This window comes from Kitasatospora sp. NPDC036934, assembly GCF_055608425.1.
Window position 1 is genome coordinate 53,970 of the sequence record NZ_JBVJQR010000017.1, and the last position, 25,010, is coordinate 78,979.

25 protein-coding genes and 1 pseudogene are annotated in these 25,010 nt (G+C 73.5%); 15 read left to right on the forward strand and 11 right to left on the reverse strand.

Annotated elements, in window-relative coordinates:
* Window positions 1-395 precede the first annotated feature (395 nt).
* Window positions 396-1,925: a glycine-rich domain-containing protein gene (locus tag ACZ7BZ_RS25375; RefSeq protein ID WP_470360285.1), complete on the forward strand. Its 1,530-nt coding sequence runs from the start codon at window positions 396-398 to the stop codon at window positions 1,923-1,925.
* 146 nt (window positions 1,926-2,071) lie between these two features.
* Here ACZ7BZ_RS25375 and ACZ7BZ_RS25380 read toward each other — a convergent pair whose 3' ends face one another.
* Window positions 2,072-2,650, reverse strand: coding sequence for a DUF3291 domain-containing protein (locus ACZ7BZ_RS25380; protein ID WP_470360286.1), 579 nt, complete (start codon window positions 2,648-2,650; stop codon window positions 2,072-2,074).
* Between the two features lie 294 nt (window positions 2,651-2,944).
* Between ACZ7BZ_RS25380 and ACZ7BZ_RS25385 the strand changes: the two genes are divergently transcribed.
* From ACZ7BZ_RS25385 to ACZ7BZ_RS25395, 3 genes are all read left to right on the forward strand, one after another.
* On the forward strand, window positions 2,945-3,997 hold the full coding sequence (locus tag ACZ7BZ_RS25385) for a DUF2599 domain-containing protein (RefSeq protein ID WP_470360287.1): 1,053 nt from the start codon (window positions 2,945-2,947) through the stop codon (window positions 3,995-3,997).
* 338 nt (window positions 3,998-4,335) lie between these two features.
* A complete protein-coding gene (locus ACZ7BZ_RS25390) occupies window positions 4,336-4,953 on the forward strand; it encodes a TIGR03086 family metal-binding protein (RefSeq protein ID WP_470360288.1) in 618 nt (205 codons plus the stop codon).
* Window positions 4,954-5,018: 65 nt separating this feature from the next.
* Entirely contained in the window at window positions 5,019-5,660 is a 642-nt protein-coding gene (locus tag ACZ7BZ_RS25395) for a DedA family protein (protein ID WP_470360289.1), read from the forward strand.
* A 281-nt stretch (window positions 5,661-5,941) separates the two neighbouring features.
* On the opposite strand, the gene ACZ7BZ_RS25400 is transcribed toward ACZ7BZ_RS25395, so the two are convergent.
* Window positions 5,942-6,358 (reverse strand): alpha/beta hydrolase, encoded by a 417-nt coding sequence (locus ACZ7BZ_RS25400; protein WP_470360290.1) that lies wholly within the window; start codon window positions 6,356-6,358, stop codon window positions 5,942-5,944.
* Between the two features lie 195 nt (window positions 6,359-6,553).
* On the opposite strand from ACZ7BZ_RS25400, the gene ACZ7BZ_RS25405 reads away from it, so the two are divergent.
* From ACZ7BZ_RS25405 to ACZ7BZ_RS25420, 4 genes and pseudogenes are all read left to right on the forward strand, one after another.
* Complete coding sequence (locus tag ACZ7BZ_RS25405; RefSeq protein ID WP_470360291.1) at window positions 6,554-7,261, forward strand: Tat pathway signal sequence domain protein; 708 nt, start codon at window positions 6,554-6,556, stop codon at window positions 7,259-7,261.
* A gap of 178 nt (window positions 7,262-7,439) precedes the next feature.
* Entirely contained in the window at window positions 7,440-8,693 is a 1,254-nt protein-coding gene (locus ACZ7BZ_RS25410) for a threonine/serine exporter family protein (protein WP_470360292.1), read from the forward strand.
* Between the two features lie 251 nt (window positions 8,694-8,944).
* Window positions 8,945-9,337: pseudogene (locus ACZ7BZ_RS25415) on the forward strand (zinc-binding dehydrogenase); the annotation flags it as partial.
* Between the two features lie 155 nt (window positions 9,338-9,492).
* The gene (locus ACZ7BZ_RS25420) at window positions 9,493-9,828 is read left to right on the forward strand and encodes a GNAT family N-acetyltransferase (protein WP_470360293.1); all 336 of its coding nucleotides are present in this window, start codon (window positions 9,493-9,495) and stop codon (window positions 9,826-9,828) included.
* Window positions 9,829-9,897: 69 nt separating this feature from the next.
* Here ACZ7BZ_RS25420 and lpdA read toward each other — a convergent pair whose 3' ends face one another.
* Both lpdA and ACZ7BZ_RS25430 read right to left on the reverse strand, forming a co-directional pair.
* Window positions 9,898-11,304 (reverse strand): dihydrolipoyl dehydrogenase, encoded by a 1,407-nt coding sequence (lpdA, locus tag ACZ7BZ_RS25425; RefSeq protein ID WP_470360294.1) that lies wholly within the window; start codon window positions 11,302-11,304, stop codon window positions 9,898-9,900.
* Window positions 11,305-11,571: 267 nt separating this feature from the next.
* The gene (locus ACZ7BZ_RS25430; RefSeq protein ID WP_470360393.1) at window positions 11,572-13,158 is read right to left on the reverse strand and encodes a M28 family peptidase; all 1,587 of its coding nucleotides are present in this window, start codon (window positions 13,156-13,158) and stop codon (window positions 11,572-11,574) included.
* A 268-nt stretch (window positions 13,159-13,426) separates the two neighbouring features.
* Here ACZ7BZ_RS25430 and ACZ7BZ_RS25435 point away from each other — a divergent pair, with 268 nt between their 5' ends.
* Window positions 13,427-13,603, forward strand: a complete 177-nt coding sequence (locus ACZ7BZ_RS25435) for an antitoxin (RefSeq protein ID WP_380458184.1) — start codon at window positions 13,427-13,429, stop codon at window positions 13,601-13,603.
* A 39-nt stretch (window positions 13,604-13,642) separates the two neighbouring features.
* Here ACZ7BZ_RS25435 and ACZ7BZ_RS25440 read toward each other — a convergent pair whose 3' ends face one another.
* Window positions 13,643-13,846, reverse strand: a complete 204-nt coding sequence (locus tag ACZ7BZ_RS25440) for a hypothetical protein (RefSeq protein WP_470360295.1) — start codon at window positions 13,844-13,846, stop codon at window positions 13,643-13,645.
* A gap of 74 nt (window positions 13,847-13,920) precedes the next feature.
* Between ACZ7BZ_RS25440 and ACZ7BZ_RS25445 the strand changes: the two genes are divergently transcribed.
* Together ACZ7BZ_RS25445 and ACZ7BZ_RS25450 are read left to right on the forward strand one after the other, a co-directional pair.
* On the forward strand, window positions 13,921-14,511 hold the full coding sequence (locus tag ACZ7BZ_RS25445; protein ID WP_470360296.1) for a TetR/AcrR family transcriptional regulator: 591 nt from the start codon (window positions 13,921-13,923) through the stop codon (window positions 14,509-14,511).
* Window positions 14,508-15,908, forward strand: coding sequence for an MFS transporter (locus ACZ7BZ_RS25450; RefSeq protein WP_470360297.1), 1,401 nt, complete (start codon window positions 14,508-14,510; stop codon window positions 15,906-15,908). Before ACZ7BZ_RS25445 ends, ACZ7BZ_RS25450 begins: the two co-directional genes overlap by 4 nt.
* A 109-nt stretch (window positions 15,909-16,017) precedes the next feature.
* Here the strand turns inward: ACZ7BZ_RS25450 and ACZ7BZ_RS25455 are convergent, their stop codons facing one another.
* From ACZ7BZ_RS25455 to ACZ7BZ_RS25475, 5 genes are all read right to left on the reverse strand, one after another.
* Window positions 16,018-16,521, reverse strand: a complete 504-nt coding sequence (locus tag ACZ7BZ_RS25455; RefSeq protein ID WP_470360298.1) for an Rv0361 family membrane protein — start codon at window positions 16,519-16,521, stop codon at window positions 16,018-16,020.
* Window positions 16,518-17,246 carry a hypothetical protein gene (locus ACZ7BZ_RS25460; RefSeq protein ID WP_470360299.1) on the reverse strand — a complete coding sequence of 243 codons (729 nt, stop codon included), beginning with the start codon at window positions 17,244-17,246 and terminating at the stop codon, window positions 16,518-16,520. The genes ACZ7BZ_RS25455 and ACZ7BZ_RS25460 overlap by 4 nt, the downstream gene beginning before the upstream one ends.
* Window positions 17,247-17,298: 52 nt before the next feature.
* Window positions 17,299-18,201, reverse strand: a complete 903-nt coding sequence (locus ACZ7BZ_RS25465) for a hypothetical protein (protein ID WP_470360300.1) — start codon at window positions 18,199-18,201, stop codon at window positions 17,299-17,301.
* A 101-nt stretch (window positions 18,202-18,302) separates the two neighbouring features.
* Window positions 18,303-19,136, reverse strand: a complete 834-nt coding sequence (locus ACZ7BZ_RS25470; protein WP_470360301.1) for a helix-turn-helix domain-containing protein — start codon at window positions 19,134-19,136, stop codon at window positions 18,303-18,305.
* Window positions 19,137-19,356: 220 nt separating this feature from the next.
* Window positions 19,357-19,926: a TetR/AcrR family transcriptional regulator gene (locus ACZ7BZ_RS25475; protein WP_470360302.1), complete on the reverse strand. Its 570-nt coding sequence runs from the start codon at window positions 19,924-19,926 to the stop codon at window positions 19,357-19,359.
* A 102-nt stretch (window positions 19,927-20,028) separates the two neighbouring features.
* Between ACZ7BZ_RS25475 and ACZ7BZ_RS25480 the strand changes: the two genes are divergently transcribed.
* Together ACZ7BZ_RS25480 and ACZ7BZ_RS25485 are read left to right on the forward strand one after the other, a co-directional pair.
* Window positions 20,029-20,940 (forward strand): alpha/beta hydrolase family protein, encoded by a 912-nt coding sequence (locus tag ACZ7BZ_RS25480; protein WP_470360303.1) that lies wholly within the window; start codon window positions 20,029-20,031, stop codon window positions 20,938-20,940.
* A 111-nt stretch (window positions 20,941-21,051) separates the two neighbouring features.
* Window positions 21,052-21,510 (forward strand): flavodoxin family protein, encoded by a 459-nt coding sequence (locus ACZ7BZ_RS25485; RefSeq protein WP_470360304.1) that lies wholly within the window; start codon window positions 21,052-21,054, stop codon window positions 21,508-21,510.
* Window positions 21,511-21,632: 122 nt separating this feature from the next.
* Here the strand turns inward: ACZ7BZ_RS25485 and ACZ7BZ_RS25490 are convergent, their stop codons facing one another.
* Window positions 21,633-22,931, reverse strand: a complete 1,299-nt coding sequence (locus ACZ7BZ_RS25490; protein ID WP_470360305.1) for an MATE family efflux transporter — start codon at window positions 22,929-22,931, stop codon at window positions 21,633-21,635.
* Between the two features lie 148 nt (window positions 22,932-23,079).
* Between ACZ7BZ_RS25490 and ACZ7BZ_RS25495 the strand changes: the two genes are divergently transcribed.
* Window positions 23,080-23,628, forward strand: coding sequence for a PadR family transcriptional regulator (locus ACZ7BZ_RS25495; RefSeq protein WP_470360306.1), 549 nt, complete (start codon window positions 23,080-23,082; stop codon window positions 23,626-23,628).
* Between the two features lie 230 nt (window positions 23,629-23,858).
* Window positions 23,859-24,734, forward strand: coding sequence for a class I SAM-dependent methyltransferase (locus ACZ7BZ_RS25500; RefSeq protein ID WP_470360307.1), 876 nt, complete (start codon window positions 23,859-23,861; stop codon window positions 24,732-24,734).
* Window positions 24,735-25,010 lie beyond the last annotated feature (276 nt).

Genomic DNA, 25,010 nt, shown 5'->3' on the forward strand with positions numbered 1-25,010 from the left:
GCGATCACCGAAGGTCACCGTGCGCCCCCGGGACGCCGACGGTCACCGTGCGCTCCCGGGACGCCGACGGGCACCCGACCTGCCGCCCGGCCGCCGTTGCGCACCCAACGTGCCCGTGGTGACACTTTCCGCGAGCGAACGGGTTCGACTCCGCTCCGTTCCCACCTGCGATGACCTACCTGGGAGGCCGAGACAACGTGCTGGTACGACGATTTACGGGAGAAGGCGGAAACGGGGGCCGAGAGCGCCGGCTACCGGGCGCGCTCGCGTCCGCGGGTCTCCTGGTACTGAGTGGCGCCGTGGTGCTGCCGCCGTCCGCGGCAGGCGCCACGGCCACGGCCACGGTCCGCACGGCCGCAGCGGCGGCCGTAGCCGCGGCCGCCGACCCGTGTCCGGTGGCGAACGGTACGACGGTCTGCGACACCCCCGGCTCCTACACCTACACCGTGCCGCCGAACGCACAGCACGTCCGGTTGACCGTCATCGGCGGGGGCGGCGGCGGGGGCGGCGGGGTCCTCGGCGCCGGGGGCGGAGCCGGTGCCGCGATCGTCTGCACCGTCACCGGCCTGGCGCCGGGCACGGTACTGGCGGTGACCGTGCCCGCCGGCGGCAATGCCGGTGCCCTGGACGAGAGTTCGCAGGTCCTGAGTCCGGCCGGCGGTGGCCAGGCCGCCGCCGTCACCGCTGCCGGCCTGGCCGTCTCCGCGGCCGGCGGTGGAGGCGGCGCCGGCAGCATCGACGGCTTCGACGGCGTCGACGGCGGCGCAGGTGGCGGCACCGGCGGAGGCGCGGGCGGCATCGCGCCCGGCATCGAGGACGGCTCACCGGAGGCGACCGCAGGCCGGCCCGGCACTGCGCCGACCTGCACCGCGTCCGGCAACGGACCGACAGCCGTCACGGGCCCTCCGACCACCAGCACCGCCGGACGACCCGGCCTGGAGGGCGGCAGCGGCGGGACGATCTCTCCGGACGGCTTCGCACCCCAGTGCCCGGCCGCCGGCCTCGGCGGCCCGGGCGAGCTGGGCGGGCTGGGCGGGCTGGGCGTGCCCGGATTCGATGACGGCGCGCCGGGATGCGTCCTGATCACTCCCGTCCTGTCCTGCCCTCCCGACGGCTCCACCTCCGTCTGCGCCCCCGGCCTCGCCCAGTACACCGTCCCGGCCCGGACCGGCACGCTGACCGTCACGGCCGTGGGCGCCGCGGGTAGCGGTGGCGGTGGTGGCGGCGGTCAGGGCGCCAGCATGATCTACGGCGACGGCCTCAGCGGCCAGGGCGGCACCGGCGGCGGCGCCGCAGCAGGTCTGACCTGTACGTTCACCGGGCTCCAGGCGGGCGCCGTGCTGGACGTCAGCGTGCCCTTCACCACGCCCGGCGGGCTGCACGGCAGGGGCGGCAACGGCGGCAGCAACTTCACCGCCGGCAATCCCGGCGACGGCGGCACCGGCGGCCAGGCCGCCTCCGTCACCGGACCCGGCGGACTCGCGGTACTCGCTCCCGGCGGTGGCGGCGGAGCCGGCGGCCACGGCTCCGCCAGCCGTCCTCCGGGCGGCGCCGGAACCGCGGGCAGCCCGGTCGGCCAGGGCGGCGGAGCCGGCGGATCAGGCGGCTTCGCCGAGGCCACCGGCGGCCGCCAGGGCACCGACCCGATCTGCGCGGTCACCGCCCCCGGTGTGGACGCCACCCCCACGCTCTACACCAGCACCGCCGGCACCGCAGTGACCGACGGCCAGACCGGCAGCCCCGGCGGGACCATCACCCTGCCCCCCGCCGTCACCAGCGCCTGCCCGGCCGGCGCCGCCACCGGCGACGGCGGAACCGGCGGCCGGGGCGGCGACGGCGGCCGGAGAGCACAACCCGACGGGCAGAACGGCACCGACGGGACCACCGGCGGCGGCGGCTGCGTCCTCATCGTCGCCACCCCGTGACCGGAGGCCGCCGCTTGCGGCGGACTGCCGGGCCCAAGGACGACGAGGACGACGAGGACGACGACGAACAGGCACCGCCGAGAAGCCGGCATCTGTTCACGGGGCGGGTGCCACCGCCGCGGTCGGTGGCACCCGGAACGCGCCTCTCACCGCGGAGAGCGGTTGTCAGTGAGGTGGTCGCTCTTCGGCCCGATGCCCTTGCTCCTGGCCGGAGTTCCGTCCGGGGCGAAGGACCGGTGGAAGGTGAAGGCGTGCGGTGCGGAGGAGCCGTGGTCATGGAGGTGTTCCAGCGTCGAAACCCCGTCCTGCCAGGTGGGTATCACGCCGTCGGAGACCCACCAGAGCACATGATTCGGGTGTGCTGTCCGCTCGAACCAGTCGTGGCGCCTGTTCAGCGCCTCACGGTGCAGGCCGGTGTAGATGGCGTCGAAGGCGGAGTGCAGGTCGGTCCAGAGTGAGAGGGTCGCGGCCAGGGCGACGGTTTCCGGCGTACGGCCCTTGTCGTACCAGGCCGGTACGGTGAACTCTCCCCAGGTGCCCCAGTCCAGGTCGAAGTGGGTGCCCCGGGCGCGGTCCACCGCTTCGGCGTGGGCGAGGTATCCGGGGTGCCGGCTGATCTTCGGGTAGATGGCCTCGCCGCTGTCGTGGAGTTCGCGCGTGAGGGGTGCGGGATCGGCGAGAGGCGACTTCAGGACGCCGAAGGTGTACAGCGCGAGTTGGGGCATGCGTGTCTCCCTGATCAGAGTGTCGCGGGTGGCTCGGCCTGAGGGAACTCCGGTGCGACCGTGGCCGATCGCCGAAGACCAGGTGAAGGTAGTCGCCTCGGCGGGCGTTGTCGAAGTTGCGTTTTCGCTGTCCAAGTGGCTTCTCCCACCGGTCGTTTCGCGATCCTGCCGCCGCAGCCGGGGGGCGGAAGCCGACGGCGGCCCCCGCTCGGCGCGCCGGGACCGGTGCGCGCCGGCGGAGTGCCACGCGCGCGGGCTGTACGGCACCGGTCACATTCAGGAATACTGCCGGTCATGAACAGGCCAAAAGCTACCCGGCTCCTCGCCGCACTCGCCGCCTGCGCGACCGGTGCCTCCGTGCTGGTGGGCGTCCAGGCGGCCCCGGCCTCCGCGGAGGTCTTCTGCGGTTCCCGCTCGGTGGACGGCGCCATCTGGACGGAGTACACCCAGACGCCCGGTGTGCGGCAGGCCCTCGGCTGCCCGACCAGCGATGAACTCGGCCTTCCCGACGGGGTCGGCCGCCGCCAGGTCTTCGACAACGGCTCGATCTACTGGAGCCCGAACACCGGGGCGCACGCCGTGTGGGGCCTCATCGGCCAGGAGTGGGGCCAGCACGGCTGGGAGGGCGGCTACATGGGGTACCCGCTCACCGACGAGCTGAAGAACCCCGACGGGATCGGCGTCCGCCAGCAGTTCCAGAACGCCACGGTCTACTGGTCCCCCAACACCGGAGCGCACGCGGTGCACGGCAACATCGGCTGGTGGTGGGGGCAGTACGGGTACGAAAGGGGGACGTACGGCTACCCCACCAGCGACGAGTACGACACCGGGCACGTCGGCGGCAACGTCGACGACAACAACGGCATCCGCCAGGACTTCCAGTCCGGCAAGTACCTCCTGTGGAGCGGCGGTCAGGCCGACGCCTTCGAGGCCTGCCAGAGTGCGTGCATCGGCTACGGCGGCACCACCAACACGAAGTGGGTGGTGAAGACCGAGGTCTACGTGAACTGGACCAACAGCCGCCTGACGTCCGTCCACGTCACCCCGACCGCCGCCGCGTTCAAGACCGTCACCGGCAACGACGACGCCGCCAGCGACGTGCAGGACGACTGGAAGCAGGTGTGGTCCAACACCCGCATGTTCCCCGGCGCCACCCAGACCGAGCAGAAGTCCACCTACCAACAGCTCTTCTGCCACGCGCAGTTCTCCTACCCCAACCCCGACGGCGGGCACTTCGGCGGCCCGACCTGGGACTTGGAGACCTGGCGCCCCGAACTCACCGGAAATGCCGACGCGATTCTCAAGAAGATGCTCGCCTCCAAGTGCAACTGGGACACCGACTCGTAGCACCCGGGCAACACCCCCCCCACCGCCGGAAGAACACCTGCTGCGACTGCAGCCCGATCGCCGACCGTCACCAACGCCCGGCCATTTCGAGGGGTTTCCAGGAAACAGACGTAGCAGACACGGCCGTTCTGCGGGTGGGTCCACCGGTACGTGACGACTCGGAACGCGCCGTCTGCGTCGTCGTTCCATCCGGGCGTATCGGTGTCGAACCCCGGACGCACGAACTTCACGTCCGTCTGCAGCCGGTGGCCGGTCTCTCATGGGCGGGGTCGCGGGGTCCTGCGTCGATGTCCGATAGCCGCCGGTCCCGGCGGCGTGCGGCCGACATGCTGGGGTGCATGACCAGTACCTTCGACGGGCTCATCGACCGGTTCCTGCTGTCCAGTGGGGAGTTCGAGCGGCGGCTGCGATGCGTCCGAGCCGGGCAGTGGGCCGCGCCGACCCCGTGCGCGGAGTGGAACGTGCGGCAGTTGGTCAACCACATGACCCGGGGGAACCTCGCCTACGTGCGTCTGCTGCACGGTGGCGACGCGGCGGAGTTCCTGCGGCTGCGGGACGTCGACGCGCTCGGCGCCGATCCGCTGGAGGCCTACGTCCGGTCCGTCGGGGAGGTGGCGCGGGAGTTCGGCCGGGTCGGCGCTCTGGAGCGGGTCCTGGACTATCCCCTGGGTCCGGTGGCTGGGCGGCAGGCGCTCGCCGTGCGGATCACGGACAGCACCGTCCACGCCTGGGACCTCGCACGGGCCGTCGGTCTGGACGACGCCCTCGACGCCGAGCTCGTCCGGTGGATCGACGGGAATCTCGACGCCGTCTACGCCGGCCTGCCGGAGACGCCCACCGCCGCCGAGACGACCCACCGGTTCTTCGCCGCCCCCGAGGCGGCGCCGACCCGGGACGCGTCACCCCAGGTCCGCCTGCTGCACCGGATGGGGCGGCTGCCGGCCGGCGGAGGCTGAGGCTCGATCCGGACAAGCGTTACATTTGGGCTGAAAGGGGCCCGATCGCCGACGGGGTGTGGCGGATGCACTCGATCACCGACTGGTTGCGCGGCCTGTCCGGCCCGGTCGTGTACGCGGTCGTCGGCGGCATGGTCTTCACCGAGGACGCCCTGTTCTTCAGCTTCTTCATCCCCGGCGAGACCGCCGCCGTCATCGGCGGCTTCATCGCCCACCAGGGCAGCGTCTCGCTCGGCTGGATGATCCTGGTCGTGGTCTGCGCGGCCGTCCTCGGGGACTCCGCCGGTTACGAGATCGGGCGGCACCTCGGCCCGGCGATCCTGCGCACCCGCCCGCTGCGGCGCCACGCCAAGCCGGTCGACTCGGTGCAGGACCTGATCCGCCGGCGCGGTCCGGCCGCCGTCTTCGTCGGCCGGTTCATCGCCTTCTTCCGCCCGCTGGTGCCCTCGCTGACCGGGATGTCCCGGATGCCGTACCGCCGCTTCCTGCTCTACAACGCCCTCGGCGGGTTCGCCTGGGGCATCGGGTTCACCCTTCTGGGCTACTTCGCCGGGGCCGCCTACGCCCGGGTCGAGGGCACCGTCGGCCGGGTCGCCGCCCTCACGATCGCCGTGCTCGTCGCCGTCGCCCTCGTGGTCTGGTACCTGCGGCGGCACCGCACCCGGGGCGGTGAGCAGTCGGAGGACGACGATGGAGGCAAGCCCTGAACCAGGGGGCTCAGCCCTCGGGGACGGTTGCGCGGCGCGGATGCCGCCGTGGACGGGGAGCTCGGAGGCCGACGTCCAGCGGCTGTCGGTCGATTCCGACCACCTGCCCGCCCTCGGCGGCGAACCGCCCCGCGACGGCGTCGGCGATGGCTCCGCCCGCACCGGCGATGACGCAGATCCGCCCGCTCAGCTGCCCCGGTCCTGACTGGTCCCGCCCGTGGCCGCCCCTCTCGCCGGTCCCGCTCGATGCCGCCGAGCCCTCCTCGACCGTCCCCGAACCGCTACGGGAACGGCGGCCCGTCCGGTGCGCGGACCTGGCCGGGCGGCGGGAGTTCGCCGTCCAGCAGGTAGCGCTCCTCGTAGCCGGCGGCGCAGGCGCTCGGGTTGCCGAGGACGGTGTGGCCCGGGCCGTCGACGGTCAGCAGCCGGCCCCGGGCCAGGGTGTCGGCCAGCGTGCGGGAGCCCTGGCAGGGCCAGGCCGGGTCGCCGGTGTTGGCGACGACCAGCACGGGCGCGGCGGTGCGGCGGCCCCGGGGCCCGTCGTAGCGGTCCCGGGCAGCCTCGGCCGGCCGGCCCGCGCAACGCTGCGTCTGCCGGACCCAGTACGGACCGAGGGCGCCGGAGCGCTCCTGGGCGAGGTCGGCGAGCGCCGGGCAGTCGGCGTCCGCGGGCGGGTTGGCGGTGTCGGCGCACAGCACGCCGAGAACCTGGGTCTGGTACGGACGGCGGGCACGTCAACCGGCAAGCTTGTTGACGAAACGTCAACAACATTGCCGCAGCGCCTTGACGGCGCACCGACACGGTCCTAGAACGGAGTCAGCTCCCCGTTCCCCCACCCCCCGGGAGCAGCGAAAGTTCGCCTTCTCGCCCCTCACCGAAGAAGAGGCTTTCCCATGCGCGCACTCCCCCGCCGCACCGCACCGCTCGCCCTGGCCGCCCTCACCGCGCTCGCCCTGACCGCGGTGGCCCCCGCCTCCGCCACCCCCGCAGCCCCCGCAGCCCCGGCCGACGCCGCCGGCCCGGTGCTCACCACCGGCAGCATGGGCGGCACCGCAGTGGCGGCGGGTGACGCGCTCGCCGCGCCGCTCGCCGCCAACACCTCCGCGACCTTCTACTCGACCGCCACCAGCACCACCGGCGTCACCTGTGCCACCTCCCGGCTGTCCGCCACGGTGCTGACCAACCCGGCCGCTCCGGGCACCGCCACCGAGTCGATGACCGGGCTGACCTTCGACTCCTGCACCGCCGACGTCACCGGCGTCACCTCGGTGCAGAGCCTGACGGTCGACACCCTCCCCTACGGCCTCTCCGTCGACGACGGCACCGGGCTGCCCGTCACCCTCACCGGCGGCAGCGCCGGCCCGATCCAGGCCACCGCCGTCCTGAACAGCTGGTTCGGCACCATCACCTGCACCTACCAGCTCAGCGGCGCCTTCACCGGCAGCGCCGACAACGGCAGTCAGGGCCTGACCTTCACCAACGAGCACTTCGCCAAGAGCGGCGGCTCCGGCCTCTGCCCCGCCGACGGCTACTTCTCGGCCGGCTACGGCCCGCTCGCCGACACCAGCCAGGCCGGCGCACCGGCAGTGTACGTGAACTGATCGGTATGAGTTGACTGGCTGGTATACGTGAGCCGACCGGTCCGGGCGGACTCACCGGCGCCCGCGGACCGGCCGGCGCACCACCCGCCCCACCCCAGGGAAACGCGATCCTCGGCCTGGAAGCGATCAGACCGGGGCAGATTCGGACCCAACCGGGCGGGATGGGACGATACCTGCCATGTCTAGCAAGTCTCCATCGGTCCGGGGCGACGAGGCCCCCGCCGACCAGCTCCGCCGCCTGCTGCTCGAACTGGGCGACGCCCTGCTGGGCGGGGGCCTGCCCGTCCATGAGGTCGAGGAGGAGCTCCGCGGGCTCGGGAGGGCGTCGGGAGCCCCCGACGTACGGGTCGCCGCGCTCACCAACGGCCTGTTCATCGCCCTCGACAGCGCGGACGCCACCCGATTCCAACCGGTCGGGGCGGCACTGCGGTTCGAGCAGACGGCGGACGTCCTCCACCTGGTGCACCGGCTGCGCTCGGGCGAGCTGGACGGGCCCCGGGCCCTGGACGAGCTGGACCGCATCCGCCGGGCGCCGGCCCGCTGGCCCGCCTGGGTCGCGGACCTCGGGGCGCTGCCGGTCGGGGTGGGCGTCTGCCTGTTCCTCCAGCCGGTGACGGCGAACGTGCTGGCCGCCGGGGCCGGTTCGGTGATCGTGGCGGGCCTGACCGTGCTGGCCCGCCGACTGCCCCGGCTGCGCCCGCTGCTGCCCGTCACGGCCGGGTTCCTGGTGGCGCTGCTCGTCCTGTCGCTCGCCCGGGTCGGCCTGCTGGAGGGGCCGCTGCGCACGATCGTCGCCACCCTCGCGATCCTGCTGCCGGGCGGGCTGCTGGTCACCGGGCTGTCGGAGATCGCGGCGGGCGCCGCCAGCGCCGGCACGGCCCGGCTGGTGTCCGGCGCGGTGCAGCTGGCGCTGTTCCTGGCCGGGGTGGCGGCGGCCACCACCGCGATCGGGATGCCGGCCAGCGCGCTGGCCAACGTCCAGGTGGCCAAGCCAAGTTGGTGGGTGATCGGGGTGGGGCTGGCGATCGCCGTGGCCGGCGTCGTGGTCAATGTGAACACCCCGCCCTCGGCCATCCCGTGGATCGTCGCGGTGATCGCGGTCAGCGTCACCGTGCAGGTGGTGGTGGGCTCGGTGCACGGTGCCGCGATAGGCGGCCTGGCCGGCGCCGTCAGCGCCGCCGTCGCGGCCACCGTGGTGCACTGGCTGCCCGGTGGCCCGCTCTGGCAGGTGCTCTACCTCCCGGCGTTCTGGATCGTGGTGCCGGGCTCCTTCGGGCTGCTGAACACCGCGCAGATCGAGGTCGGCAACGGGGCGCAGTCGGTGCTGGCCGCCGTGTCGGCGGTGTTCGGGGTGTCGATCGGCACCCTGATCGGCTCGGTGATCAGCCGGATCCCGCGCCCCGGGCCGGCCGTGCTCCAGCTGCGGGCCTGACCCCGCCCCGCGCCCGTTCGGCCCAGTCGGCGGACGGCCCAGCCGGCAGACGGCCCACTGGGCGGACGGCCCGGTCGCCGGTGAACGGCCCAGACGTCGCAGGAAGCCCCAGTCGCCGGTGAACGGCCCGGTCCGCAGTGGCCGGCCCGGTGCGCAGCGCCCGGCTCAGCCCGTGGGCGCGTCGAGCAGCGGGGTGACGAGCACCCGCAGGGCGTCGGCGAGCCGCTCCCCCTCGCCCCGTCGACTACCACGCCCCCGACTGGCCCGAGCGGGTACGGGCGGCCGCGCCGCAGGGCGTGGACGTGGTCCTGGACTCGGTCGGCGGTGAAGTCCTGCAACACAGCCTCGAACTGACGGCCCCGCTCGGCCGGGTGGTGCTGTACGGCTCCGCCGACGGCGAGCCGGGCAGCGTGCCGGCGGCCCGGCTGTTCGGGCTTCGCGCCGCCGTCGGCTACTCCCTGAACGCCTGGCGCGCGGCCCGGCCGGACCTCGCCCGGCGGGACGTCGACGAAGCCGTCGACCACTTCGCGACCGGCCGGCTGCGGACCACCGTCCACGCCCGCCTCCCGCTCGCCGAGGCCGCCACCGCCCACCGGATCATGGAGGAGCGCGCCCAGCTGGGCCGCATCCTGCTGCTGCCCTGATCAACCGCCCTGATCAGCGGCCCTGACCAGCGGCCCAGAGCAACGGCCCTGACCAGTCGCTCTGATCAAGCGGGTACGCCGACTGCGGGGGGCCGGGGCTACCCTGGCCCCGCACCGAAGGCCCGTACGGGCTCCGCGAACGGAAGGCCACCCCGATGAGCACCCCCAACACCCCCGTCGTCGAGCGGGCGGACGCGCTGCACCGCTACGAGATCCGGGTCGACGGCGAACTCGCCGGATTCGCCGAGTACTTGGACCACGACGGGCAGCGGGTCTTCTACCACACTCTGGTCGAGGAGGCCTTCGCCGGCCGCGGCCTGGCCGGGCAGCTGGTCCAGGCGGCCCTGACGGACGCCCGGGCCACCGGAAAGCGGATCGTGCCGATCTGCCCCTACGTGGCCCAGTTCCTGACCAAGCACCAGGAGTTCACCGACCTCACCGACGAGGTCACCCCGGAGGTCAAGGGCTGGCTGCGCTCCCAACTGCAGTAGTCAGGGCACCGCTTGACCACGACGGGGCGCCACCGCCGCGCGGAAGCGCCCCGTCGGGCTGCCGGGTCGTCACATGTTGATCATGTGACCGGCGAGGCCGTGGATGGCCTCCTTGACCGCCTCACCCAGGGTCGGGTGGGCGTGCACGTTGCGGGCGACCTCGTGGACGGTGAGGTCCCACTGCTGGGCCAGCGTCAGCTCGGGCAGCAGCTCGGTGACCTCGGGGCCGATCAGGTGGGCGCCGAGCAGCTCGCCGTACTTGGCGTCGCTGATCACCTTGACGAAGCCGATCGGGTGGCCGAGGCCGTGCGCCTTGCCGTTCGCGGTGAACGGGAACTTGGCGACCTTGACGTCGTGACCCAGCTCGCGGGCCTGGGCCTCGGTGTAGCCGAAGGAGGCGATCTGCGGCTGGCAGTAGGTGGCGCGCGGGATCATCGCGAAGTCGACCTCCATGGTCTCCGCCCCACCGATGGTCTCGGCGGCGATCACGGCCATCGCCTCGGCGGCGTGCGCGAGCATCAGCTTGGCGGTGACGTCGCCGATGGCGAAGATGTGCTCGACGCTGGTGCGCCCGCGGCCGTCCACCGCGATGGCGTTGCGGTCGGTGAGCTTGACCCCGGCGTTCTCCAGGCCGTAGCCGTTGACCCTGGGCGCGAAGCCGATCGCCTGGAGCACCTTGTCGGCCTCCAGCACCTGCTGCTGCCCGTCCTTGGTGACGGTGACCCGGACCTTGGCGTTCGGGTCGCTGTCGTCGATCGACTCGACCCGGGTCGAGGTGAGCACCTCGATGCCCAGCTTGCGGTACTGCTTGGCCAGTTCGGTGGAGACCTCGACGTCCTCCAGCGGCACCATCCGGTCCAGGAACTCGACGATGGTGACCTTCACGCCGTAGTTGTGCAGCACGTACGCGAACTCGACGCCGATCGCGCCGGCGCCCGCGATGATGATGCTCTCCGGCAGCTGCTCGGTGAGGATCTGCTCCTCGTAGGTCACCACGCGCTCGCTCAGGCTGGTGCCGGGCAGCAGGCGGGTGGTGGCACCGGCGGCGATGATGCAGTGGTCGAAGGTGACCACGTCGAAGCCGCCACCGCTCAGCGCGACCTGGAGGGTGCGGTCGTCGACGAAGGTGCCCCAGCCGTCGTACTCGGTGATGCCGTTCTTCTTCATCAGGTAGTGGACGCCCTTGACCCGGCCGTCGGCCACCGAGCGGCTGCGGCGGAACGCCTCGCCGAAGTCGAAGGTCACCTGGCCCTCGACCTTGATGCCGAAGGTCTTGGCCTCCTTGGTGAAGATGTGGGCCAGCTCGGCGTTGCGCAGCAGGGCCTTGGAGGGGATGCAACCGACGTTGAGGCAGACGCCGCCCCAGTACTTGGCCTCGATGACCGCGACCTTCAGGCCCAGCTGGGCCGAGCGGACGGCGGCGGTGTAGCCGCCGGGCCCCGCGCCGAGGACGACGACGTCGTAGTGCGTGCTCATGTTGCTGACTCCTCCGAGGGTGTCACGGTGTCGTGATCTCGATCCCATGGTGTCAGGACCGGACCAGGCGCACCCACCGGGTCTCGGCGGACGCGCTCCGCGCGGCACCGTACAGGGCTGGGGGCCGATTGTCAGTGGTGTCCGATACGGTCACTCGCACCCGGCCCCACCAGGGGCGATGACGGAGGGAGGGTTCCGGATGGACGGAACGCGTACGGCGGGCGGGTGGGCCCGCCGCCCGAGGACGGCAGCGGGCCCACCCGGGCGTCAGGCCACCACCTCGTGGGCCTCGGCGCCGGTCGTGCCGGCACTGCCCGATCCGGCACTGCCCGGGGTGCTCATACCCGTTCCGGCGGCCGGCTGACCGGCCGGGCGCCGGGCCGGCTGCGGGGTCGGTGCCGGCCGCTGCAGCGAGGAGAGGTCCCAGGCATAGGTGCCGACGGCGTGGGCGATCACGTCGATGTTGACATCGAAGGCGTCCATGTCGATGTTGTCCAGGCCGTCACAGGCCTTGTGGTAGCAGGCGTCGAAGGCGGTGCCCGCCGTGCCACCGTAACGGGCCTGCTGCTCGGTGGACTTGATCACCTCGGCACCGGTGTCGGTGCCGCCGGCCGGGATGCCCGCGTCGATGAACGGACCGTAGTCGGAGCGGCCGTTGAAGGCGGACGGGTCGTGCGGCAGCTCCCGGCCGTCCAGGTAGTCGGTGAGGTCCCGCTCGATCTGGGCCGAGCCCTCGGGGCCCGCGTCGCCGCCCGCGCTGCCGGAGCCGTTGTAGACGAACTGCGCGTAGTTGGGGGATGCGATCATGTCGAAGTTGAGGTAGAGCCGGATCTTCTTCCGGTCTGCCTCGGAGAGCGACTTCACGTACGCCTCGGAGCCCTTGAGGCCGAACTCCTCGGCGGACCACCAGGCGAACCGGACCTTGTTCTTCACCGGGCGGACTCCGAGGTTCCTGGCGACCTCCAGGATGCCGGCCGCGCCGGATCCGTTGTCGTTGATGCCCGGCCCGGCGGGGACGGAGTCCAGGTGGGCGCCGATCATCACGGTGTTCGCCGGATCGCCGCCGCGGGTTTCGGCGATGACGTTCCAGGTCTTGCGCGGCTCCATGAAGGTCCGGAGGTCCAGGGTGACCCGCACCGGCCCGGCGGCGGCCTTCGCGGCCAGCGCCTCACCGGCCGCCCGGCTGATCCCGCCGGTCGGGACCTTGCCGGCGGCGGGCTCGCCGAGCGTCCCGTTGAGGTCTCCATCGGTGTTGTTGTAGATCAGCGCCCCGAGGGCACCTGCGGCCGCCGCGGCCGCCTGCTTCTCGGCGAAGGTGCACCCGCCGCGCCGGATCAGCGCGATCCGCCCGGAGACGGAGCCGGCCGGGTAGTCGGCGGCCGCGCAGCCGGTGGTGGCGGTGACCGGGGCGACGCCCAACTCGGCGGTCAGGCCCGCCTCCGGGCCGCTCACCGAGTACGTCATGGCGAGCACCGGCACCGACTCGGCCTGGGGCGACAGCACGTCGAGGTGCTCGGCGCGGGCCTCGAAGAAGGTGTACTCGAACTCCTGCCGGGACACCTTGAGCCCGGCCCGCCGCGCCTGCTCGTAGACGTAGCGCGCGGACTCGTCGTGGCCCTTCGAACCGGCCGCCCTGGTACCGCCGTTGCGGTCGGCGAACCGTTGCAGCGCGGCCAGCGTGCGGTGGGCGGACTCGGCGTCGCTCGCCTCGACCAGCCGCTCGGCCAGCCGGGCGCCCCGGCGTGCCTGGTCCGGCTCGGCGCTGGCGCTGCCCGCGCCGGCCAACAGCAGCGGAGCGGCCAGGGCGGCGGCGGTCAGCGCGGCGCCCGCGCGGTTGCGGGTCGGAGTCCGGATCAGGGTCGGGGTCAGGGCCGAGGCCCAGGTCAGCGGGTGACGGGCGGTGCGCGGGCGCGATAACGGGGTTGCGGGGTCGAGCGGGGAGGTCTCGCGACGGGTGCGCGGCTTCAAAGCGGCTCCTTCCGACGGTCCGTGGACTCACGATTGGACCCGAACCGCCCTGGCTTGCCAAGGCCGCCACACGCCATGCGCCGCGAAATGCGGAGGACGCCGCGGGCGGTGATCCTGGAGGGGTGGGGGCGGTCTCATCCAGGAGGGTGACCACATGTCCATGCTGGATAAGCTCAAGAGCATGCTGAAGGGCCACGAGGACCAGGCCAGCAAGGGAGTCGACAAGGCCGGGGACTACGTGGACGAACGCACCGAGGGCAAGTACACCAGCCAGGTCGACACGGCCCAGGACAAGCTGAAAGAGCAGTTCCGCGACCAGCCGCCGCAGTAGCGGGCCCGGTCAGGACCTCCCGGCCGGGGCCGGTGGCGCTCAGCCCCGGCCCCGGCCGAGCTGGTCCGGCTCTCCGCCGGTGTCGCGCTCGATCTCCTCGCCCGCGCCGCTGTCCTCGCCGGCGCCGCTCTCCCCGCCCCCGCCGCAGTTCTCGCAGGGCCCCGGGCCGGGCCGCTCGCGCAGGCGTCCGCACTCCGGGCAGACCCGGTCCAGCCAACAGGCCGACTCGCCGCCTTCGTCCATGCCTCCGATTCTGCCCGGCGGGTCACCGCCGTGGCGAGTAGACACTGTCTACGAAGATCGGGTAGACAGTGTCCATGACCGAACAGGATCAGGACCTGCGCACCCGTTTGGTGGCCGCCGGCGTCGAGCTGGTGAGCCGCGAGGGCGTGCACGCACTCGGCCTGCGCGAGATCGCCCGGCACGCCGGGGTCTCGCACGGGGCGCCGCGCCGCCACTTCCCCACCCACCGGGAACTGCTCGCCGCCGTCGCGCGGCACGGCTTCGGCCGGCTCACCGACACCCTCGCCGGGGCCGACGCACTCGCCGCCGCCACCGGGGCCGGCGCCCGCACCCGGATCGACGCACTCGCCCGCGGATACCTCGGCTTCGCCGCGGCCAACCCCGGCATGTTCGAGCTGATGTTCCGTCACGATCTGCTGGAGGGAAGCGGCGCCGAACTGCGCCGCACCACCCTGCCGCTGTTCCGGACCTTCGCCGGCCTGGTCGCCGAGGTCCACCCGCGGTCGGCGGACCCGACCCCCGCCACCGCCGCACTGTGGGCCAACCTGCACGGCCTCGCCCAACTGCGCGCCTGGGGCAGCCTGCGGCTGGTCACCGGCGGCGAGGACGTGGAACCGCTGCTGCGGGCCACCCTGGACGCCCACCTCGGCCCGGCCCTCCGGTGAGGCGGCACCACCGGGGGCTCACCCTCGCCGCCAGCATCACCGGCGCCGTCCTGGTCGCCCTCGACGGCACGGTGCTGAGCGTCGCCCAACCCACCCTCCAGCGCGATCTGCACGCCTCCGTCGCCGCCGTCCAGTGGACCAGCACCGGCTACCTGGTCACCGTCGCCGCCCTGCTGGTCTTCGCCGGCCGGCTCGGCGACCGGTACGGGCACCGGCGCCTGTTCGCCCTCGGGGTGGCGGGCTTCGCCGCCAGCTCGGCCGGGATCGCCCTCGCCCCCGGCATCGGCTGGGTCATCGCCCTGCGCGTCGCCCAGGGGGTGGCCGGCGCCCTGCTCCAGCCCGCCACCCTCGGCCTGCTGCGGACCGGCTGGCCCGCCGAGCGGCTGCCCGCCGCCATCGCGGCCCGCACCGCCGCGATCGGCCTCGCGGCCGCGGCCGGGCCGCTGATCGGCGGGGCGCTCACCACCCACCTCGGCTGGCGGGCGGTGTTCCTGCTCGGCCTGCTGCCCGCCACGGCCGCCCTGCTCGCCGTCCTCGCGGTGCCCACCGAGCCCGCCGAGCCCGCGAGGTCCGCACGGTCCACGAGTTGCACGAGTTCGACGAGGGCGGACCTCGACCTTCCGGGCGCGGGCCTGCTCGCGCTCACCCTGGTCTGCCTGGTGCACACCCTGGTCACCCTGCCGACCGACGGCTGGTCCCCCGGCACTGCGCTCACCCTCGCGGCCGCCGCCCTGGCCGGCCTCGCCCTGGCCCGGCACGAACGGCGCACCGCCCGCCCACTGCTGCCCGCCACCCTGTTGCGCTCGCCCGCCGTGGGGCCGGCCCTCGGCGCCCTGCTGGCGGCCTCGGCGGCGGTGCTGGGCGTCCTGTTCCCGACCACCTACTTCCTGCAGGACGTCCTCGGCCTCGACCCGCTGCGCAGCGCCCTGCGGGCGGCGCCGCTCGCGGCGACGATGATCCTCGCCGCGCCCGCCTCGGCCTGGCTGGCCAAGCGCCACGGCGCACGCGACACCGTGCTGGCCGGCATGGTGCTGATCACGGCGGGCATCCTGCTGACCGCCCGGCTCGGCCCGGACTCGGGGGACCCGGCGATCGGCTGCTGCTTCCTGCTGCTCGGCTGCGGTCTCGGCACCGTGATGGCCACCGCCACGTCGGTCATCGTCCAGGGCGCCCCCGCGGCCCAGTCCGGCGTCGCGGGCGGCCTCCAGCAGACCATGATGAACGTCGGCCCGGCCCTGGGCATCGCCCTCGCCACCACCGTCACCGGCCGTGCCGCGCCGGGCGCCGCCCTGACCCCGGTCGCCCTGGCGACCGCCGCCGTCGCCGCCACGGGCGCGCTGCTCGCCCTGCGCCTCCCCCGCCGGCAACCACCGCGCCCCTTGGCGGACTTGACCTGACGGCGCCATCCTGAGGTTCGTGACGGCCCGTCAATAGCTGCGGAGAGCGCTGTGGTTGAAGATCAGACCAGCGCTGACGCGACCTGCTCCACGGCCGGGTCAGGTCGGTTCAGGTTCGGGGCGAGGCCGCCCCGGGCAGCCGTGCCGCGGCCGGCGCGCAGACCGACCAGGCACCGGCCTCCTTCCGCAGGTAGATCGTGGTGTCCACGCCGGGCCTGGTCACATGGGCGCTCGCGACGTCGCCCTCGATCCTGACGTCGGAGACCTCGACCGGCGGCCCGGAGGCCGCGGGCTGCTGCTCGTCCGCCGACGGGCTCACGCCGTCGGACGGGAGGTCGCTGTCGGCGATGTCCCCGGCCTCCTCCGGGCAGAGCATCCCGACGCTTCCGGCCACGTCGCCCTGGTCCACCGCGGTCGCGAACCGGCCGACCAGCTGCCGGACCCGGTCCGGTTCACTGGGCGCCCGGTCGGTCGTGACGTACCCGACGATGCCCGCCGCCGCCAGCAGCAGCACGGCCGCGCCGAGCAGGTACGGCCAGCGCTTCCGGGGCGCGCTTCGCGGGATCTCGGGCGGACCTGCCGGTGCGGGCGGCCGGAATGGGTCCTGGGTCATCGTGGGTGCTCCCGTCCGTCGGCTCCGGGCCCTCGGGTCGACGGCGCGAAGTGCGACACCATCAGTTCGTCCAGTGCGGCGCCGCAGTCCCCCGGGTCGACCTCGCCCGCGTCGACGAGAGCGATCTCCCCCGGTGCGAGCTCCGGCGACAGGCAGTAGTGCAGGTTCCCGCCGTCCGAGGTGACCCGCAGCAGCCTGGTCGAATCGATCTGGTCCTCGTCCCAGCCCGGGATGCCCTCGGGGAAGTCCGCGAACTCCGCCAGGGTCGTCATGTGGACGGGCCGGGCCAGACCGAACGACGTCCCGTCGCCCCCCGAGACGAATCCGGCGTGCACTCCGCGCAGGAAATCCCGCAGCGGCTCGGGGAAGGCCGGCCAGAACTCCGGTTCGGGGCCGAAGCTGCGGGGGTCGTAGCCGACCCAGGAGACCAGTCCGCCGCCTTCGTCGGCCATCACGTACACCAGGGCGGCGCAGCCGTCCGTGAGGCAGGCCCTGACGTCGACGCAGCGGGCGTCCATCGCGGCCACGAACCTCGGGAGGAGCGCGAGGAAGTCCTGGTTCCACAGGGATCGCGCCAGCCGGTACCGGGCCTCGGGTCGGCCGGTCAGCGCGATCGGCCGCCAGCGTTCGGGGAGCGAGGCGATCCGCTCCGACCCGGGCTCGACGAAGGCCAGCGACCATGCGGGGAGCGTCCGGGCGATCCCGGCGGCGTCGACTCCGGTCACGTCAGCCTCCCTGTCACATCAACTTCCCTGTCACGTCAGCCTCCCTGTCACATCAACTTCCCTGGCTCTTCAGCAGCTGGTCGATGATGTCCTGGAGCTTCTTGCGCGTCGCGTTCTCCAACGTGACCTGACTCGCCTGCCACTTGGGATCCACGCCCGTCATGGCGGCCGCGCTGCGCGACTGCTTCGACAGGTTCGCCGCGGACGACAGCCACTGGAAGTTGACCGGCGCGCGGCTGATGACGAACATGTTCTCGGTGCTGAGCTTGGTGAAGCCGCGCATCTGCATGAGCTCGGCCAGCGGGACTATGTGGTCCGCGCTGATCTTCGGATTGCCCCTCGCATTGGGCATGATGACCCGCCGGGAGGACGCCGGATAGGCCGGGTCCGGCCGGCCGACCGTCAGCTTGGTGCCGCCCTTCAGATAGTTGTAGGGGAGGTTGCCGGGGTTCCCCGCCCGGAGGGCGTCGTACAGCGGTCGGGCCGGTGAGGTCTTCGGCACCCGCCAGTTCTTCCCGGGGGCGGGTGGGGGCGGTGCCGTCCACCCGGTGCCCAGGCGTCGCTTGGCGTCGTCGATCTGGGTGCGCTTGGTCGGGGTGAGGTCCTTGAGGTCCATGCTGCCCGCGCCGGTGGCGTCGACCATCGCCATCATCGCCTGGAAGCAGGCGGTGTATGCGGCAACGGCCTTGGCGCTCTCCGCGTTGAGCGCCGCCGCCTCGGCGTTGTACGCCGCGAGGGCGCCGCTCTGCTCGGGCGGGAACTCGTGCGGCTGGGCGTTGTGGCTCTTGATCTTGGCCTGGACGGCCTGGGCGGCCGCGTACTGCGGGGCGCACAGGTCCGTCGGCGTGGCGGCCTCGGCCGAGGGCGCGGGAACCAGCACCGCGCCGCACAGGACGAGGGCGGCCGCGAGAGCGGCCACCGCGCTCGAACCGGACCCGCATCGTGACGCGACCATCGACCCCTCCTCGGCCGCGGGGGCGGAACCGCGCCGAGCCGGGAGCCTAGTGGCGGTCCGGCGGGCCTGGATTGGAAGAATCTGACCTGCCCTCAGCAGGATCAGAGGGCCACGGCACCGTCCGCCCAGTGAGCGGCGGCCAGCCGGCCGGGCGTGAGGCCCGCCAGGGCGCGGACGTCCCGGCTGAGGTGGGCCTGGTCGTAGAAGCCGCAGGCCACCGCGGCTTCGTTCAGGCCGACGCCGCCGCCCGACAGCATTCCCGCGGCACGGTGGAAGCGCAGCACCCGGGCGAAGGCCTTGGGCGTCAGACCGACCTGTTCGACGAACCGGCGGACCAAGTAGCCATGACTCCAGCCCACTTCGGCGGCGAGCCGGGCGACCCGGATCCCGCCCGCGGTCTCGGACAGCAGCCGGCAGGCCTGGGCGACCTCCGGCGCGGGGCGCAGTCCCCGCCCGAGGCGGTCCAGCAGCGCGGCGTCCACCAGGTCGAACCGGGCCGCCCAGTCCCTGGTGCCGACCAGCCGTTCCACCAGCTCCCCGGCCACCGGCCCCAGGACGTCCGCGAGTTCGACCACCGTGTTGGTCAACTCGCGCATCGGCAGCGAGAACAGCCGGTACGCCCCCAGGGGCGTCAGTTCCAGGCGGATCGCCTCCTGGCCGCCGGGGTGCGCGCACACCCGCGGGCCGTCCTCCAGACCCGCGACCAGCGAGCCGACCACCGTGCTCCCCCCGGGCCGCTCGCCCAGTCGGCGGACCTCGCTGAACGGCTCCGCGATGTTGATCACCAGGACGGCCCGCCCGGTCGGAACCAGCCGCACCCGGTACGGCACGGCCTCCGTCTCCCAGTAGCCGGCGTAGCTGTGGACGAACGGACGCAGCCCGGGATGCCGGGGGCGGTCGGCCCGCCACCGGCTGCCGATCCGGGTGACCCGCACACCCCCCACACCCCGCCCGGCCCACCCGTCCTGCCCGGCCCGCCGGGCCCGGGCACAACTCTCGGGCGGCCGAGGGTCGTTCCGGTCACAGAAGCCGCTGCCTTCGGATCGCACGGGCCCTCCCTGACGTCGCCGCCACCAGCGGGCGCCAGCCTACCCAGTGCCGCACGTCCGGTGCCGCACGTCCGGTGCCGCCCACCGCCGTACCCGGCGCCTCCGCCTATGCCGTGCGGCGGCATCCGGCGAGGAGGGTGGCGACCATGTGCCTGGCGTCGGCCCGGTCGTAGTCGGGGCCGGTGATGCAGAGGTTCCCGATGGCGCGCATGAGCCGGTAGGCGGTGATGTCGGGGCTGATCTCGTCGGCGGCGGCGCAGGCGTCGAGCACCGTCGCACAGGCCGGGACGAGGGTGTCGAGCATGAGGGCGTGGAGGTTCTCCAGCCCTGGGTCGCCGGACCCCAGCGCGGCGCCGAGGCCGTGCTTGGTCACCAGGAACTCCACGAACGCGTCCACCCAACGGCTCAGGGCGGCGAACGGGGTGGCCGATTCCGCCAGGAGCCGGGGCGCGAGTGCGGCACAGGTGTCGATCTGGTGCCGGTAGACGGCGGTGACGAGGTCCGCCCGGGTCGGGAAGTTCCGGTAGATCGTCCCGACGCCGACGCCGGCGCGTTCGGCGATGTCGCGGATGGGGGCCTGGACGCCCTGGTCCACGAAGACCGCCGCCGCTGCCGCCAGTACACCGCTGCGGGTGCGCTGCGCTTGTGCCTGCCGTACTCCGACCGCCTCCGGCACGGGCCCTCCCTTTACTCGCGGAACAATGTTCCGCTAACTTGGCGGAACAGCGCTCCGCCAAAGTATGGCAGAGCGGTCTCCTGGAGAAGGCGCAGGTCCCCCATGTCTTCCAGCCACTCCGACCAGCGGATCCTCGCGGTCAAGCCGATCAGCGTCCCCGCGCCCGACCGCGGCGTCGAACTGCGGGTGAAGGTCACCGCCCCACTGTCGGGACGGCAGCTGCCCGTCATCGTGTTCTCCCACGGCAACGCCTGGTCCCTGGACGCGTACGAGCCCCTGGTCGACCGCTGGGCCGCCGCCGGATTCGTCGTGGTGCAGCCCACCCACCTGGACTCCCGCCGCAACGGCATCGGCTTCGACGACCCGCGCTTCGCCGCCATCTGGCGCGTCCGGATCGCCGACCTCCACGCGATCCTGGACGGCCTCGACGACGTCCTCGCCCAGGCGGACGGCCTGGACGCCCGGGTCGACCGGGGGCGCATCGCCGTCGTCGGCCACTCCTGGGGTGCCCAGACCGCCGGTGCACTCCTCGGGGCGCGGGTGTTCGACGCCGACGGCGTGCCCGGAGCGGACTTCTCCCACCCGGCGGTCACCGCCGGTGCGCTCATCGCCGCGACCGGCACCGGCGACAGCCTCACCCCCTTCGCCGCCGAGCACCTTCCGTTCATGCGGCCGGACTACTCCACCATGGCCACCCCGGCCCTGATCGTCGCGGGCGGCAGGGACCGGTCCCTGCTCTCCACCCGCGGACCGGAGTGGTTCACCGACGCCTACCACCTCAGCCCGTCCCCGAAGAGCCTGCTCACCATCGCCGAAGGCGAGCACACCCTCGGCGGCATCGCCGGCGAGAAGGTCGCCGAGACCACCGACGAGGATCCCGCCCGCGTCACCCTCGTCGCCGACGCGATCTCCGCCTACCTCCGCCACGCCTTCCGGCTGGACGACACCGCCTGGACCGCGCTGGGCACCGCCGCCGCGACCGGCGACGGCACCTGGAGCATCGCCGGCAATTGAACCCGGCCCCGCCGACCGGCACTTTCACCGGACGCCCCGCTCCCGATGTCACGTTCCGCCGCCCCACCCGGTCCATCCGGGTACGTGCAGAACGAAGGGAGCGTCATCATCATGAAGGCCGTCATCGTGTGCGTCTCGGTGTCCCACGGCAACACCCGCCGGATCGCCGAGGCCATGGCCCGCCCACTGGCCGCCCGGGTGGTCGAACCGGAGGAACTCGACCCGGCCGACCTCGCCGACCACGACCTGGTCGGCTTCGGCTCGGGCGTCTTCACCGGCCGGCTCCACCCGCGCCTGCGCCACTTCGTCCGCACCCTGCCGGCAGCCGAACACCCCACCCGGGCCTTCGTGTTCGCCACCAGCGGCCTCCCCGAGCCCGGCTTCCGCCCCTTCACCCGCCCGCTGGCCCGCCTCCTGACACCCAAGGGCTTCCAGGTCGTCGACACCTTCACCGCCCGCGGGCACGACACCTGGCTGCCCTTCCGCCTGGTCGGCGGCATCAGCAAGCACCGCCCCGACCCCCACGACCTCGCCGCCGCCCGCACCTTCGCCGAGTCCCTCCACTGCTGACCGTCCGGTGACCGTCCGGGGCGGACCCGCACGGGGGTCGGGCCCGCCCCTGACCCACCACCGCACCCCTGGAAGCCCGAGCTGCCCGCCCCACCGCGCGCACCCCCGAGGGCCCACCCGTCTCACTCGACCGCCACCGCCACCCGGGCACCCCCGCCCCGGGTCAGCGCCACCAGCATCCCCAGCTGCACCACCGCCCCGACGGCCTGGCCGAGCCACACCCCGTTCACCCCGAGCGGTCCCGACAGGGCCACCGCGGTGGCGAGTTGGGCGCCGAGGCCGGTGACCGCAGACAGCACCAGCGGCCGGCCGGCGCCGGTGGCCTGGTGGTAGCCGCCGAGGGCGACGGCCGGGGCGTACGGGAGCAGGTAGAGGGCCGCCAGGTGGAGGAAACCGGTGGAACGGGCGGTCACCGCCGGGTCGTCGGTGAACAGGGCGGTCAACGGGCCGGCCGCGCAGGCCGCGAGCAGGGCCGCGACGGCGCCCAGGAGGACGGCGAAACGGGCGCTGGCGCGGTGGAGGGCGTCCAGTGGGGCGTCCGCGCCGGCGCCGGTGAGCCGGGCGGCCTGGATGGCGGTGGCCTGGCGCAGCGCGTAGAAGGCCATGGTGAGGACGAGCAGGAGCCGGTAGCCGATGCCGTACCCGGCGACCGCCGCGACGCCGAAGCCGGCGACCAGGCCGAGTTGGGCCGTGCCGACGGCCATCCGGGCGGTGAAGTCCAGGCCGTAGGGCGCGCCGGCCCGCAGGATCCGGGCGGCGGCCGCGCCGACGCCCGCGACCGGCCCGCCGGTGCGGGGCCGTAGCCGCAGGGTGACGGCGAGGGCGACCGCCCGGGAGGCGGCCAGGGCGAGGGCCGCGCCCGGGACGCCGAGGGCGGGCAGCGGGCCGGGGCCGAGGATCAGCAGCGGGTCGAGGACGAGCAGGAGGGCGTTGGAGAGCAGGGCGATCCGCATCGGGGTACGGGTGTCCCCGGCGCCCTTGAAGAGTTCGTCGGCGACGCGCTGGGCGAAGAACAGCGCGAAGGCCGGGAAGGCGACGGTGAGGTAGTCGGCCGCCCGGGCGGCGGCCTCACCGTCGAGGAAGGCGGCGGCGATCCGGTCCCGCAGCAGGTAGCCGGGGGCGGCGAGGGCGAGGCTGCCGAGGACGCAGAGCCGCCAGGCGGCGCGGGTGGTACGGGCGGCCTCGTCGCGGTCGCCGGCGCCGAGGGCGCGGGCGAGCCGGACGCTGACGCCGGAGGACACCACCAGGACGAGTCCGAGCAGCAGGTTCTCCAGGGTTCCGGCCAGGGTGACGGCGGCGACGGCGGCTCCGCCGAGGCCGGCCACCCACAGTGTGCCGATCACCGTCGCGATCACCCCGGACAGCAGTTCGGCGTAGACCGGTCCGGCCAGTACGGCCAGCCGGAACGACTGTTCGCGCACGGCCACCCCCCTCTTCTCGCGCCGCCCGCTCCACCGCGGCAGCTACCTCGAATGGATATACATCGATTCGATGCACCACGACAAGAGGTAGCACCGCCCGCGGGATGGGGCGCATCATGGGGCGCACTCCGACGAAAGGGCTCCGACCGTGCTGACCCTCGCGATCCTCGGTTTCCTGTACGACCAGCCCCTGCACGGCTACGAACTCAAGTCCCGGATCACCGGGTTGACCGGCCACGTCCGGCCGGTCAGCGACGGCGCGCTCTACCCGGCGATCACCCGGCTGGAGAAGGCCGGACTGCTGCACCGCCGCACCGAGCCCGGCACCGGGGCCGCCCCGCGCCAGACCCTGGAACTCACCCGGGAGGGCCGGGCGGACCTGCTGCGGCGGCTGGCCGACCCGGAACAGGCCGAAATCACCGACCAGATCCGCTTCTTCGCCCTCGCCGCCTTCCTCCACCAGCTCGCCGACCCGGCCCGGCAAGCCGCCGTCCTCCGCCGCCGGCTGGCCTTCCTGGAGGCCCCGAGCAGCTTCTTCTACGACGGGGCCGGCCGGCCGGTCACCGCCGAGCGCGAGCCGAACCCGTTCCGGCGCGGCATGCTGCTGGTCGCCCGGGCCTCCGGCGCCGCCGAGCGGGCCTGGCTGGCCGAGACCATCGCCGAATTGGAGGGCGCGGAGGCCGCGCGCGACCGGTAGGACCCGAACGACCCGGACCGCGGGCGGTCCACCGGCCGGGACCGGCCGGGACCGGCCACCCGTCCGCGAGCCCGCGAGCCCGCGTCGAACAGCGGGGCGGTGGACCGGACTTGCGCCTTTCGGCACCCGACCCCGGGGCGCCCGGGCCTCGCTATGATGATCCGTCTCACGACCTCGGCGCCTTCCGCGGCGTGACCCACCACCGCGCCCCGCCCGCCTTGGAGGCAGCCGTGCCCAGTGAAGTGACCGCCGCCGCGAGCGCCGCCCCGATCAAGCGGGACGACATCCCGGGCTGGTTCTTCGGGCTGGACCGGGCCGCGTTCTCCCATCTCCTGTCCGCCCAGACGGCAGCAGGGGTCACCGGGGACATCCTGGAGCTCGGCAGCTACCTCGGCCGCAGCGCCGTGCTGCTCGGGGACCACCTCCGGCCGGGCGAGCGGCTGACCGTCTGCGACCTCTTCGACTCCGAGGCGGGGGACGCCGACAACGCCGCCGAAATGGCGATGTCCTACCGCAAGACGCTCACCCGCAGCGCCTTCGAGTCCAACTACCTGGCCTTCCACAGCGAGTTGCCGGAGATCGTCCAGGCGCCGACCTCCGTCCTGGCCGACGGCCGGATCCCGGCGGGCAGCTGCCGCTTCGTCCACGTCGACGCCTCGCACCTGTACGAGCACGTCAGCGGGGACATCCGGGTGGCCAGGTCGGCGCTGACCGAGAACGGCCTGGTCTCGCTGGACGACTACCGCTCCGAACACACCCCGGGCGTCTCGGCCGCCGTCTGGGAGGCGGTGTTCACCGGCGGTCTGCGCCCGGTGCTGCTCACCCCGATGAAGTTCTACGGCACCTGGGGCGACGCCGACGCCGCCCGGCAGGTGCTGCTGGAGCGCGACTGGCGGGCCGAGGACTACGCCGTCGACGAGGACGTCATCGCCGGCCACCGGGTGCTGCGGCTGAACTACCAGGTCAAGACGCCCGCCCAGCTCCAGCGCTCCACCCCGCGCCGGCTCGCCCTGGACCTGCTGCCCCCGGTCGCCACCCGGGCCACCCGCCGGGTCCTGCACACCCTCCGCGAGCGCCGCGCCGTCCGCCCCACCCCGAGCGCCTGACCCCGGACCCACGAACTCGGCCCGCAGACCCGGCCGGTTCCGGACCCGCCGGCACAGCCGTCGGGTCCACCGGCATGCCCCGGGGGCACACCGGCCTGACGCCACCCTGGGCGTTTTATTCATACGACTAATTAATTGTCGAAAATCCACTCACTCACACGGGTGAATCACCCTTAAAGGTTTGCTCAAGGAACATTAAAGACCTCATAGTGATGACACCTCGACTTGGTCTTGAGATCACCAAGTCCAGGCAAAGTCCTTGCGAGTGAGGAGAGA

Bases quoted from the DNA above. Each gene is read 5' to 3' on its own strand.
- ACZ7BZ_RS25380 (WP_470360286.1), bottom strand. From the start codon at position 2,650: ATGCCCCAACTCGCGCTGTACACCTTCGGCGTCCTGAAGTCGCCTCTC.
- ACZ7BZ_RS25385 (WP_470360287.1), top strand. From the start codon at position 2,945: ATGAACAGGCCAAAAGCTACCCGGCTCCTCGCCGCACTCGCCGCCTGC.
- ACZ7BZ_RS25390 (WP_470360288.1), top strand. From the start codon at position 4,336: ATGACCAGTACCTTCGACGGGCTCATCGACCGGTTCCTGCTGTCCAGT.
- ACZ7BZ_RS25395 (WP_470360289.1), top strand. From the start codon at position 5,019: ATGCACTCGATCACCGACTGGTTGCGCGGCCTGTCCGGCCCGGTCGTG.
- ACZ7BZ_RS25405 (WP_470360291.1), top strand. From the start codon at position 6,554: ATGCGCGCACTCCCCCGCCGCACCGCACCGCTCGCCCTGGCCGCCCTC.
- ACZ7BZ_RS25410 (WP_470360292.1), top strand. From the start codon at position 7,440: ATGTCTAGCAAGTCTCCATCGGTCCGGGGCGACGAGGCCCCCGCCGAC.
- ACZ7BZ_RS25420 (WP_470360293.1), top strand. From the start codon at position 9,493: ATGAGCACCCCCAACACCCCCGTCGTCGAGCGGGCGGACGCGCTGCAC.
- lpdA (WP_470360294.1), bottom strand. From the start codon at position 11,304: ATGAGCACGCACTACGACGTCGTCGTCCTCGGCGCGGGGCCCGGCGGC.
- ACZ7BZ_RS25435 (WP_380458184.1), top strand. From the start codon at position 13,427: ATGTCCATGCTGGATAAGCTCAAGAGCATGCTGAAGGGCCACGAGGAC.
- ACZ7BZ_RS25440 (WP_470360295.1), bottom strand. From the start codon at position 13,846: ATGGACGAAGGCGGCGAGTCGGCCTGTTGGCTGGACCGGGTCTGCCCG.
- ACZ7BZ_RS25445 (WP_470360296.1), top strand. From the start codon at position 13,921: ATGACCGAACAGGATCAGGACCTGCGCACCCGTTTGGTGGCCGCCGGC.
- ACZ7BZ_RS25455 (WP_470360298.1), bottom strand. From the start codon at position 16,521: ATGACCCAGGACCCATTCCGGCCGCCCGCACCGGCAGGTCCGCCCGAG.
- ACZ7BZ_RS25465 (WP_470360300.1), bottom strand. From the start codon at position 18,201: ATGGTCGCGTCACGATGCGGGTCCGGTTCGAGCGCGGTGGCCGCTCTC.
- ACZ7BZ_RS25480 (WP_470360303.1), top strand. From the start codon at position 20,029: ATGTCTTCCAGCCACTCCGACCAGCGGATCCTCGCGGTCAAGCCGATC.
- ACZ7BZ_RS25485 (WP_470360304.1), top strand. From the start codon at position 21,052: ATGAAGGCCGTCATCGTGTGCGTCTCGGTGTCCCACGGCAACACCCGC.